Genomic DNA, 12,447 nt, shown 5'->3' with positions numbered 1-12,447 from the left:
ACCTCGAGCACCTCGCCCTCGGCATCGACGGCGCGCCAGAGATACATCTGCTTGCCGCCGATCCGGACGAACATCTCGTCGAGGTGCCAGCGCCGGTGCGGCGCCGGCCGCTGCGCGCGAAGGCGCCGGGCGATCATCGGGCCGAACGCGCTCACCCACCGGCGGATCGTCTCGTACGACACCTCGATGCCGCGCTCGGCGAGCAGGTCCTCGACGTCGCGGTAGCTCAGGGTGAAACGAAGGTACATCCAGACGGCACGCTGGATCACGTCAGATGGAAAGCGATAACCGGCATAGTCAGGCGGGGTCATAACGACCGCTACGCTCCTCACGGGCACCTCGCAAGGCCGTGAACGTGACAACCCCCACCAAAGCCACGCTCGTCTTCGTGACGCTGAACCCGTTCGTGACCGACTTCCGTTCCGAGGCGATCGAGGCTAAGGCTGTTCCGTGGGGTGGTGCGTCACCGGTGCCTGGCTTTGCGCTGAAGGAGTGAGAGATTCACCCGAGGTCAGGTTCAGCGCCCAACGCGCGTGATTCGGTCGATCCGTCTCCAGCCACGCACCGCGCGAATCGCGGAGGTTTCGGAAGACCTCGCCGTTGAGAAGGCTGCCGGTCTCCTCATAGACCAAGGCTCCGCAGCCATGAGCAACCTCGGGGTGCATGTCGGTCCAGCGCAGTGGATGCGGCGACTCCCCAGGCACATAAAGGATGTAAGACATTTCACGTCTCCAACCGGGCTCCAAAGCCAGCGCAGGATCCACACCGCGCCCGCCGCGTAACCGGCTTTCCTGACGCACGCTTTCGATGTTCCCGTCAATCAAGCGTGCCCCAACCGGAAACGACCGAACTTGACCTGCATCAAATCGGTGCGAGGTTCGCCGTTCATATACCGAGCGCGAGCCCTTCTGGCAGCGGCCTTCGCCGCCGCCGGCTATCACAAACAGATCGCGAACCGGCTGCTGGCGCCCTTCGAGGCGGCGTTCATCGCCGCCGGTGCCCCCTGGAGGGGCTTGTCACGTTCGCGGCCTTGCGGGACCCTGGCGATCAGCATAGCGGTTTGCCATGGCCCCCTCCATGCCTGCTCCGGTTGCTTCCGGCTGGAGCGTTCGCCGGGTGGAACTCTCACCCACTGGAAAGCGCCGCCTTTCACGGCGCTCGGGACTCGCAACCATCTACGCTCGTGCTCGCCGACGCACGATCAACGGGCCGCCAGCCCGGCCAAAGCGACGGTGGGCTCCTCGATGCAAGCTGACCCACGCGGACTGGTCGGTTCAGGGCTGACGTTGCCCTCGATCCCTACGTCGAGAAACCGGCAGCGATCGCCTCTCGATCGGCAAAATGGCACAGCGTCATCCCATCCCCCACGGCCGCAGAGGGTAACGAGCGGATCTTGGAGTGGGTCATCACCCCGTCCGGTCTGCACAGGTGACAGGACATAGCGCTTGGGGATCAAGGTCGAAACAACTGTAGGCGATCCAATCCCCCGATTCTCTGGGACTGACGCTCCACGGATCACGGGCGACATGTCCGACGTTCTAGTTCGGCGCAAGAATCGATCACTGGCACATTGGGCACCTGATTTGACGACACCATACTACATGCGGTCGATACGTATTTAAAAACTGTACTTTCGGCTTATGGTATGCAAGAATTTATTTGTTCAACGTTATCGGTTTTTTGCGTGCCGGATTTGATCCGGATCAAAGTATGAGCGTCTCTTCCCGCGATAATGCGCGGTTGCCGACTGGATAACGGCAACAGGACCAGCTCCGATGAATGGGCGGGCGCCGATGGGGGGAACAGCGATGGCGAGGATCAAGAAGCGCTTGGGAGATGTCGTCTCTGCCGGCGTCGTCGCTCTGGCCCTGGCGATCGCTCCAACAAACCCTTCGGCAGCTCAGAACACCACTGCCCCCCCACCCGCGAGCACGGCGGTCGGGCCCTGGTTTGTCCGGATCACGCCCTATGCCTGGCTGCCCTCGGTCAGCGGCAGCACCCGCGGCACCCGTCGCGTCCCCTCGCTGTCGATCGACAAGGACTTCTCCGACATCCTGAGCGATCTCGACTTCGCCGGCATGATCGTCGGCACGGTCCGCTACGAACGCATCGGCCTGCTGGTCGATCTCGACTACGTGTCCCTCAGCGGCGACGGCAACCTGTCCGGGCCCTTCAGGACCAGGTACCACACCAACCTGGAGGCGCTTGTGGCCACGGTCGGCGCCACCGCCCGGGTGGTGGACGAGCCGAAGCTCGGTGTCGATCTCGTGGTCGGCACACGGATCCTGAGCCTGTGGGTCGATACCGACTTCAAAGGTCAGGGCCCACTCGGGCGCTCGCGCGGCTTCAGCGACAGTGCCACGATCGTCGACGGCCTCGTCGGGGTCCGCGCCGGGGTGGAACTCGGCGACGGCTTCTCGCTGGTCGGTTATGCCGATATCGGCGCCGGCAATTCCGACCTCACCTGGCAGGTGCTCGGCGCCGTCGAGTACAGCTTTAGCAACTCGATCTCGGGCGCGGTCGGCTATCGCTACCTCGGCTACGATTTCAACGGCCATGCGCCGCTCGACGACCTGGCGCTCTACGGGCCGGTCCTCGGCGTCACGATTCGATTCTAGATGCCGCCAGATCTATATCGCCGGATGCAGCAAAGTATAAATAACCAGGCAATGATATATATCTGATAATAAGGAACCAACCTTCGACTGAACGGAGCACGAAGCATCACAAGGACATATGTCATGAAACCGGACAACAACCAAAGGCACGTTAGCCAATTCCGCCGAACGTTGCTCTCGGCCGCCGCCCTGACCGCCATCGCCGGTCTTGGGTTGCAACTCGCTGCCGCAGGCAATGCGAGTGCCGACGAACCAAAGCCAATGCTCATGTTCGTCCAGATTGCCGACGATCTCAAAGTGGACACAGCGGCGAAGACCCTCCGCCTTGTGAATGTGGGACAGCAGACGCTCTATTTTTCAGATCGGCCGGTCCGTCTCGCCGGACATCTCAAAATGGCCGACTATCTCAATGAATGGACCAGAAAAGCCGGCAAAGACAATTTCGGCAACGACCCGCCGAACGCCACGTTGTCCGTCTATGAGCCAGGGCAAGCGGACAACATGCTCGCCGTTGTCGAGATCACTGACCCAAGGGTCGAAGGTGCTGATCTTGTTTACGGCTACAGGCTCATTGACGGCAAACTTCCCGAGGGCGGCGGCGCGACCTCGCTCTTCATCGACTGGATTGGGTTGGGCGGCGGCGTTGGTGTCGGCTTTCACGGCGTCGGCGTCGGCCTGCGCGGTCCCGGGTTCCGGTAACAGCCAGTTTCGTGAGTGGCGTCATTGCGGACGGCAGGAATGTTCCGACTGGAGGATGGCATCGAATGTCCGATCGGCGCCCCTCTGCCGCTGAAGGCCCGCCCCAAACCGCGTCACAGACCTCGAACTCGCCACAACGACCTTCACGGAAGCCGATGCGGCGAACCACACGAAGGAATCCAGGGAGGCTATGCCATGCATGATTTGTCTCGAGCCGAGGGCGGGAACGCCAAGCGGTCTTCAAGCGTGTGGGTCGTCGCTATCGTGGCCGGACTGCTCGGTGCGGCCGGGCCGGTGCTGGCCCAGGATGCGATCAGCGAGCCTGCTCAGAAGACGATCGGCGCTCCGACCAAAAAGGAAACGGTGCCGTCGCTGATCGTGATGAATGCGCGAGGCGCCAGCCTCGTCGGCACGACTCTCACGCTGACCGGCGTATCGCCGAACGCGATCGTCTTCGCCGATCGTCCGGTGCGTGCCGCGGGGCACGCGCTCACGGCGCATCTGATGCGGGAGTGGACGGCGGGGAGCGGGACCTTTGCCAAAGATCCACCGAACGCGACCGTGTCGGTGCTGAGCAGCGACGCATCGAGCGTGAGCGACGCTGTCGTCGTGCTGAAGGATCCGAAGCTGGACGGCGACACGCTGGCCTTCAATGTCGAGGTGCTCGAGGGCGACCTCTCGGGTGCCGACGGGCCCGCCTCGGTCTTCATCGACATCATCGGCCTGCCGTTCACACCGCTGTCGTTCGCCGGTGTCGCGCGTCGGAGCGCGTACCGAGCCGCCTGGTACCGCGGAGCAGCCGCTCCCTACTACCACCCTTACCACGCTCCGTACTACCACCCGGCGTGTGGGCATTACCCTTACCCGCCCTGCTATTAATTGCAACGTCGGGAAGTCACGACCCAGATCACATCGATTCGGCGGCAACACCTCATTAAGAACACACTTACTTTTGGAGAGGAAACGACAATGAAACGCGCCAATCTTCTCCTTTCGGCATTGTGTCTGATGACCCTGGCCTTTGCTACGGCAAGCGCACAGACCGTGACCGGCACGCCAGGCTCGCCCGGCGCCACGACCACGATCGACGGCACGCAGCTGCCGGCGCCCGAACCGTCGTTCGGCGGCGTGATCAAGGACGATGCCCTCCAGTCGACGCCGTGGTGGGCGCCGCGCATCGTGCCGCCGAAACAGGCGCCGAACGTGCTCTTGATCATCACCGACGATGCCGGGTTTGGTGTGCCGAGTACGTTCGGCGGCGTCATCCCGACACCAACGATGGACCGCATCGCAAATGCCGGTCTCCGCTACAACAACATCCATTCGACCGCGCTGTGCTCGCCGACGCGGGCGGCGCTGATCACCGGGCGGAATCATCATTCGGCCGGGTTCGGCGTGATCTCCGAGCAGTCCACGGGCTTCCCGGGCTACAACAGCATCATCCCGGAGGACAAGGCCACCATCGGGCGAATGCTGCTCGATAACGGCTACGCCACGGCGTGGTTCGGCAAGGACCACAACACGCCGGCATTTGCCGCGAGCCAGGCCGGGCCATTCGACCAGTGGCCGACCGGCATGGGCTTCGAGTACTTTTACGGGTTCGTGGGTGGTGATGCCAACCAATGGCAGCCGAACCTGTTCCGCAACACGACCCAGATCTACCCGTTCGAAGGCAAGCCGAGCTGGAACCTGGTCACGGCGATGGCCGATGACGCCATCGATTACCTGACCCGGCTCAATCAGACGGTGCCGGACAAGCCGTTCTTCATCAAGTACGCGCCCGGTGCCACCCACGCGCCGCACCATCCGACCCAGGAATGGGTGGATAAGATCCACGCGATGCACCTCTTCGATGGGGGCTACAACAAGCTTCGTGATCAGATCTTCGCGAACCAGAAGAAGCTTGGCGTGATCCCGCAGGACACGCAGATGGAGCCCTGGCCGACGAACGTCCTCAAGAACTGGGACGATCTGACAGCAGAAGAGAAGAAGCTCTTCATCAAGCAGGCGGAGGTCTTCGCCGCCTACGCTGCCTACAGCGACCACGAGATCGGCCGTGTCGTCCAGGCCGTCGAGGACATGGGCAAGCTCGACAACACGCTTATCATCTACATCAACGGCGACAACGGCACGAGCGCCGAGGGCGGTCCGCTCGGCACGCCCAATGAGGTCGCGTTCTTCAACGGCATCAACGAGATGTCGGTCGACGTGCAGATGAAGTGGTATGACGTGTGGGGTACCGAGCAGACCTACAACCATATGTCGGCGGGCTGGTCCTGGGCCTTCGATACGCCCTTCACCTGGTTCAAGCAGAACGCTTCGAAGCTCGGCGGCGTCCGCCAGAGCATGGCGATTTCCTGGCCGGCGCGCATCAAGGACAAGGGCGGTCTGCGCCAGCAGTTCATGCACGTGATCGACGTGGTGCCGACCATCCTCGAGGTGACCGGCATTCCCGCCCCCGACACGGTGGACGGGATCAAACAGGCGCCGATCGAGGGCACGAGCTTCGCCTATACATTCGACAAGGAGAACGCCACCGCGGCGTCGCGTCACAAGATCCAATACTTCGAGATGTTTGGGCAGTGGGCGCTGTACAACGACGGCTGGCTGCTCAGCACCAAGGTGAACCGCGCACCGTGGGAGGCGTTCGGTCCCGCGAATCCCGACCCGCTCAACAATCAGGTGCTCGAACTCTACGACCTCACCAAGGACTTCAGCCAGTCTCAGAACATCGCCGACCAGCACCCCGAAAAGGTGAAGGAGATGAAGGAGCTGTTCATCGCGGAGGCGAAAAAGTACCAGGTCTTCCCGATGGACGCCTCGGTCGCGGCCCGCATCGTTGCGCCGCGCCCGAACATCACGGCCGGCCGCAGCGAGTTCAGCTACACCCATCCGATGGTGGGCTTGCCACAGGGTGACTCACCGCTGCTGCTCAACACCTCCTACACGATCACCGCCGACATCGAAGTGCCAGAGGGCGGTGCCGAGGGCATGATCCTGACCTCGGGCGGACGGTTCGGCGGCTATGGCTTCTACCTGCTGAAGGGTAAGCCGGTCTTCCTGTGGAACCTGGTCGACCTGAAGCGAATCAAGTGGGAAGGGCCAGAGGCACTGATGCCCGGCAAGCACGTGATCGAGTTCGATTTCAAGTATGATGGGCTCGGCGCCGGCACACTTGCCTTCAACAACTTCAGCGGCGTCGGCCGGCCTGGCACCGGCACCCTGATGGTGGATGGGAATGCGGTGGCGACCCAGACGATGGAACGCACCCTGCCGATGATCCTCCAGTGGGACGAGAGTTTCGACGTCGGCTCCGATACGCTCACCGGCGTGAACGACGCCGACTACCAACCGCCGTTCGCCCTGACCGCCAAGCTCAACAAGCTGACGCTCAAGGTAGACCGTCCAGTCCTCAGCGAGGACGATATCAAGAAACTCGAGGATACGCAGGCCGTTGCGGTCGATGGCAGCACCATCAAGCACGTGCAGCCCGGACCGCAATAGTCCAACCCGCCGCTCGTCGCGAACCACGTGTGGGCCTGAGTTCAGTCCTCAGGCCCACCGATCAAAAAAAGATGGCCAGACTGCTTCCCTCAACCGCCGGCATGGCACTCGCTCTGGTCGGCACTGTCGACCCTGACCGCTGCAGCCGGATACAGATATGATACCGCCCGATGATCTAGGAGTGCGGCGTTGACACGCAGCACGCGAAAGCCACCCCCAAAGCGTCGATTTCCGGAGAGACCCGTCGGCTCCGCGCGCGCGAGCAAGACGCTCAACGATCTACCTCGCCGCGCTGCGGCCGGCAGGCTCCCAGGGCGTATGACGTGGATCGCGGCATCGATCGCAGCGGTGATCGTCGTCGGGGGTGGGCTGGCCGTTCAGTTCGCCTCAAACGACGGGGACCCGTCACCGCCTGCCAACCCGCCCGCGGACGCGGTGGCGGCATTCGTCGGCAGTGAAACCTGCGCGGACTGCCACCGAACCGAGGCGCAGCTCTGGCGCGCATCGCAGCACAAGCACGCGATGGATCATGCGACCGAGACGTCGGTGCTCGGCGACTTCAACGAGGCAAGCTTCGACTACGCCGGCGTGCGGTCCCGCTTCTTCCGCAAGGACGGCAGGTTTCTCGTCGAGACCGATGGGCCCGACGGCGCGCTCGCCACGTTCGAGATCGGCTACACGTTCGGCGTCGACCCGCTGCAGCAATATCTGGTCGAATTCCCTGATGGCCGCCTGCAGGCGCTGTCGATCGCCTGGGACAGTCGGCCGAAGGAAAATGGCGGCCAGCGCTGGTTTCATCTCTATCCGAACGAGGCGATCGGCCACGACGACATCCTGCATTGGACCAAGTTGAACCAGAACTGGAACTTCATGTGCGCCGAGTGCCATTCGACCGGCGTGCACAAGAACTATGATGCGGCGAACGACCGCTTCGCCACCACCTGGGCCGAGATCAGCGTCGGCTGCGAAGCCTGTCACGGCCAGGGCTCGCGCCACGTCCGCTGGGCGAAGGACAGGCAAAGCTGGTGGTGGCCGTTCGGCAAGCGTGACGATCCGTCGATGGGCCTGCTGGTGCGGTTCGACGAACGGTCGGGTGTGAGCTGGCAGCAGCATCCGACCACCGGCTTGCCGGAGCGCGGCACGGCGCCTCAGATCCTGCGCAAGGAGGTCGAGACCTGCGGGCTCTGCCATGCGCGGCGCGGAGCGCTGTCGGAAGACTGGATTCCCGGCCGCTGGCTCTCCGATACCCATGCGGTCTCGACCCTCGACCGCGGACTCTACGAGGCTGACGGTCAGATGCAGGGCGAGGTCTACAACTACGGTTCGTTCAAGCAGAGCAGGATGTTCGCCGCCGGCGTCACCTGCAGTGACTGCCACGATCCGCATAGCGCTGCGCTGCGGGTTTCTCGCGGCGCCACCTGCTTGCAGTGCCACGCCGCCGACCGGTATGCCGCCGAGACACATCACCACCACGCAGGAGCAGACCCGCCGCTCGACTGCGGCTCCTGCCACATGCCGGCCCGCACCTACATGACCATCGATCGGCGCCACGATCACAGTTTCCGCATCTCACGGCCAGACGTGTCGGTCAAGCTGGGGATCCCCAATGCCTGTACCGACTGCCACACCGACAAATCGGCGGAATGGGCAGCATCGGCGGTCGAGCGCTGGTACGGACCGCGTCGCGAAGGGCATCAGACCTATGCCGAGGCGTTTCACGCGGCCTGGAGCGGACAGCCGGAAGCGGAGCAATTGCTCGCGGCCGTCGCTGCCGATGCCGGCACGCCGGGAATTGCCAAGGCGAGCGCCCTGACGGAACTCGCCTCACATCTGACGCCCGCCAATATCGATCTCGCACGCGCCGGCCTTGCCGATCCCGATCCGATCGTACGCATCGGCGCGCTCGACATGCTCGAGAACGCGCCGCCCGAACTGCGGTGGACGCTTGGTTCGCCATCATTGTCGGACGAGGTGCGAGGGGTGCGCATCCGGGCCGCAGTCCTGCTCGCGAGCATTCCGACCACGCAGCTTCCCTTGGTCGAGCGCGAGCGGTTCGAGCACGCGGCGGCGGAGTTCATTGCGGCGCAACGACTGAACGCGGACAGGCCCGAAGCTCGGGCTGAGCTCGGCAACTTCCTAGTCCAGCGTGGACTCGTCGACCAGGCGGAGGTCGAGTACAAGGCAGCGCTCGACCTCAGCCCTGGATCTTCGCCGGCAGCGATCAATCTCACCGATCTCTACCGGCAGCGCGGCCGAGATGGCGAAGGCGAGAGCCTGCTGCGTCGGGCTCTTGCCGCGTCGCCGCAGGACGCAGCGCTACACCATGCGCTCGGCCTCACGCTGGTGCGGCTCCAGCGGCTCGGCGATGCGATCGAGGAACTGCGCCGGGCCGCCGAACTTGATCCGGATCAGGCAAGATACGCCTTCGTCTATGCGATCGGACTGCGATCGAGCGGGCGCGCCGATGAAGCCATGACGGTCCTCAAGGCGAGCCTGGCTCTGCATCCTGGTGATCGCGACCTTCTGATGGCGCTGATCAACTTCAATCGCGATGCGCGCAACACCAAAGCCGCGCTCGAATATGCTGAGCGGCTCGCCCGGATTGTCCCGGCCGATCCGGATTTGGCCCGGCTCATCGAAGTCCTTCGGGCTCAAGCGAAATAACAGGAGGTAGGACTACATGAAGACGGCGGCCGCATCCGCTCGAAACTACGAAACATCTGAGCGCGGCCTGATTGCCATCGCTCCCGCCGCGGCGTCCGCAACGAGCCCAGGAGTGGATGTTCGCCACCTCAGCTCGGACTGTCCGCACCAGCCGTGGGCGGTCATGACACTTCTCATGCAGTGGGTGTCGAGCGGCGGGGCAGACAGCGCCGCAACCCCCAAGGCACCAGCCGACCCGGCCCGACCTTCCGACGGCGAAGGTGAGGTGGAGCGTGCGATGTGCGCAGCTCGCCTGCTGGCCTCGGCGATGAGAGCAGGAAGAAAGCCCCGCCCTTCTGGAGCGGGCTGTGTCTCAGCCCTACGACGCGTGGTCGCGGTCTTCGCAGCTATCCACAGCACCGCGGCTTCTCCAATACGACGCGCTCCAGAGACTCACTGCTCAATATTACCTCAACTGGCTCTGATGGCCGGCGTGCTTGCCGCTACCGGGATGGCGACGGGCGTCGGTGGAGCGCCGACCGGCGGCACCGCAACGAAGCCACCTGCGAATTCGATTCCGGCCTCCTTGAATGCCACGATGAGTCGCTTCATGGCTTCGCGCTGGATATAGGACGGCCGGATCGGCCGCACGGTGATCTTGAAGCGCATGACGGTGGCATTGTCAGTAACATCGGCTATCCCTTGCAGTTTGAGCGGCTCCAGGAAATCCTCCTTCAAATCGGGATCCTCAAGCATCGCCAGGCCAACCTTCTTGGTGACCTTGCGCAGAGCATCGAGGTTCGTTTCTCGGGTGAAGCGCAGATTGAACTTCAGTGTTGACCAGTCACGGCTGAAATTGGTGACTTGGCCGAGCTGTCCGAACGGAATCGTATGGATCTGGCCGCTCTGGTGCCGCAGGCGAATCGACCGCAGAGTAAACCCTTCGACCGTCCCTTTCGCCTTGCCGCAATCGATGTATTCGCCGACGCGAAACGCGTCATCGGCCAGATAGAAAAGTCCCGATACGATATCGTGGACGAGGGTCTGGCTGCCGAATGAGATCGCGAGGCCGAAGACCGAGGCGCCGGCAATGAACGGCGTTATGCTGACGCCGAGGCTTGACAGTATTGTCAACGCCGCTGTCATGAAGATGATGATACCCAGCCCGATGCGCAGGATCGGAGCAATCGTCTCGAGACGGGTGGCGCTGGCGGGTGCCTGGCCCGCCTGGATGTCCTGCCCCGATGGCATCGGCGTCGGCCCGTCGCTTCGTCGCCCCAACGCAAAGTGGACGGCTTCCCAGGCAAAGTAGGCCAGCAGAGCGGTCACGACGGTCGTGGACCAAGCGTGGCGGAGCTCGGTCCAGCCCTGCTCGTCGACGAGGCCTAGCACATCCACGATCCACGTCCGAACCAGCACGGCGGCGGCCATGACCCAGAGCGTGGCGCGAACTGCCCGGATCAGAAACGGTAAAACCCGACCAGAGGCAGGACGTTGGAACCGGGCTGGGGCAGAAGCACGATATGTCCTGACGATAAAGGACAACAGCGTCTCAACAAGCAGCAGCCCGACGAAGATATTGAGCGTGAGAAGAGCGCCGATCGGGACTTCGAAGCGATCGGACAGTACGTCATAGGCGCGCGCGAGCCCGAGGGCGACCATGATCGGCAGAGCGACCCAATGCCAGCGCTGGGCGACAGCGGACTTGACGCCCCTGCCACGGGAACCCTCGTCGATAAGGCCGAGGAGCCAGTCGCCGACATCGGCTCGGGTCCGGAGGATGACGAATATGATGACGGCGGTCCCTATCACGCTGTTTGTGAAGGTGGCGGCCGCTATGGCCTGCGGCGAGACCAGAACACCAATCCAAGCCCTTCCCAGGATGAAGATCAGAACGGCGGCCCCGTACAGCCGGAACAGGTGGTGGGCACTCTCGTCGGAGACCGGTGCGAGGCGCACCGCGGCGAGTTCGGGCCGCAGGTAGAGCCGGAAGAACAACAGGAACAGGCGCCAGGTCACGAGTCCCGTGAGCACGATGGCTGCGAACCGGGTTTGCACACCGGCCTTTGCGAAAAAGGTGCCGAGCGCCAGGTGGACCACCAACCAGAGAGCGAGGACCGCAAGCCCATCCAGAATGGCCAGTACCGCGACCCGCCACATCCCTCCGGTTGCGGCGAACTGACGGGCCATGACGGTGCGTCTGGGCAGGGTGAGGCGCCCGATGGATATTTCGGCGAGAAGTGCTCCGGCCAGCGACAAGGAGAGCAAGCCGAGATAGGCCCCTAGGCTGTGTCCTCCCCCTGCAGCCTTGTCCAGGCGGCTTGGCAGGATCGCCAGATCCGTCCAAACGTCGGGATAGCCACCAAGGATCCTCGGAACATTGCCGAGAATGTCGCGGACCCGCTCAGCCATCAGCGCCTCCTCATCGGCGTCGACTGGTTTGGCCAGCGGCGGCGGTGACGAAGGCGGCATCACCCCCTTCTCGGCGAGGGTCCTGACAACCGAGTCCCCGACCGATTTCACCAATTCGTCATACTGTTGCTGGGTCATCCCGGCCGGTGGCGGCGAGTCCGCCCGGACGCCTGCCTGTCCTATAAGCAGCGAGAGCAGGACGATTACGACACCCGATAAAAGGGGCCTCGTACCGCACCACATGTTGTTGTCCTCCCTAGGTGACCGGCCGACACCCGCGACGGCTCATCCCTCGGCGAGTTCGCTGCCGCCAGAAATAGGCGGTCGGTCGCCGGGTTTCGTAGCCTAGGAGGATCATGCGGCATGGTGACAACCCGTTCATAGGGCCGGCCGCCTCATCCCTTTGCGACGGGTCCGACTTCATCCATCACGTGTTGTCGGGCCAGCCGCTCCAGCGCGACCATCTTACGGCCCAGACGGTGCGCCGACAGCCTGACACGATGGGCGGCCAGATCGTTTTGGACCTTGCGGGTGATCGCCGTGTCCTGCTGCTGCCCGATGCCCGCTGCAA

8 protein-coding genes are annotated in these 12,447 nt (G+C 63.5%); 5 read left to right on the top strand and 3 right to left on the bottom strand.

Annotation, left to right across the window (positions count from 1 at the left end; genetic code table 11):
• Both FFK22_RS38700 and FFK22_RS38695 read right to left on the bottom strand, forming a co-directional pair.
• Nucleotides 1-311: IS6 family transposase (locus tag FFK22_RS38700; protein ID WP_143956932.1), on the bottom strand; the 311-nt coding region annotated here is incomplete at its 3' end.
• 126 nt (nt 312-437) lie between these two features.
• Complete coding sequence (locus tag FFK22_RS38695) at nt 438-722, bottom strand: hypothetical protein (RefSeq protein ID WP_138892726.1); 285 nt, start codon at nt 720-722, stop codon at nt 438-440.
• A 1,086-nt stretch (nt 723-1,808) separates the two neighbouring features.
• Here FFK22_RS38695 and FFK22_RS38690 point away from each other — a divergent pair.
• From FFK22_RS38690 to FFK22_RS38670, 5 genes are all read left to right on the top strand, one after another.
• Entirely contained in the window at nt 1,809-2,618 is an 810-nt protein-coding gene (locus FFK22_RS38690) for an outer membrane protein (RefSeq protein WP_138892725.1), read from the top strand.
• Between the two features lie 123 nt (nt 2,619-2,741).
• Nucleotides 2,742-3,317, top strand: coding sequence for a hypothetical protein (locus FFK22_RS38685; RefSeq protein WP_138892724.1), 576 nt, complete (start codon nt 2,742-2,744; stop codon nt 3,315-3,317).
• Nucleotides 3,318-3,512: 195 nt separating this feature from the next.
• Nucleotides 3,513-4,196, top strand: coding sequence for a hypothetical protein (locus FFK22_RS38680; RefSeq protein WP_221939195.1), 684 nt, complete (start codon nt 3,513-3,515; stop codon nt 4,194-4,196).
• 90 nt (nt 4,197-4,286) lie between these two features.
• The gene (locus FFK22_RS38675; protein ID WP_138892723.1) at nt 4,287-6,821 is read left to right on the top strand and encodes an arylsulfatase; all 2,535 of its coding nucleotides are present in this window, start codon (nt 4,287-4,289) and stop codon (nt 6,819-6,821) included.
• 318 nt (nt 6,822-7,139) lie between these two features.
• Entirely contained in the window at nt 7,140-9,485 is a 2,346-nt protein-coding gene (locus tag FFK22_RS38670) for a tetratricopeptide repeat protein (RefSeq protein WP_138892722.1), read from the top strand.
• A gap of 450 nt (nt 9,486-9,935) precedes the next feature.
• Here the strand turns inward: FFK22_RS38670 and FFK22_RS38665 are convergent, their stop codons facing one another.
• A complete protein-coding gene (locus tag FFK22_RS38665; RefSeq protein ID WP_186002898.1) occupies nt 9,936-12,014 on the bottom strand; it encodes a mechanosensitive ion channel family protein in 2,079 nt (692 codons plus the stop codon).
• Between the last annotated feature and the right edge of the window lie 433 nt (nt 12,015-12,447).

This window comes from Mycobacterium sp. KBS0706 (assembly GCF_005938675.2).
In the GTDB taxonomy this organism is placed as follows: Bacteria; Pseudomonadota; Alphaproteobacteria; order DSM-16000; family Inquilinaceae; genus Inquilinus.
Note: the sequence above shows the minus strand (reverse complement) of the source record. Positions and strands in the feature narration are given on the sequence as shown.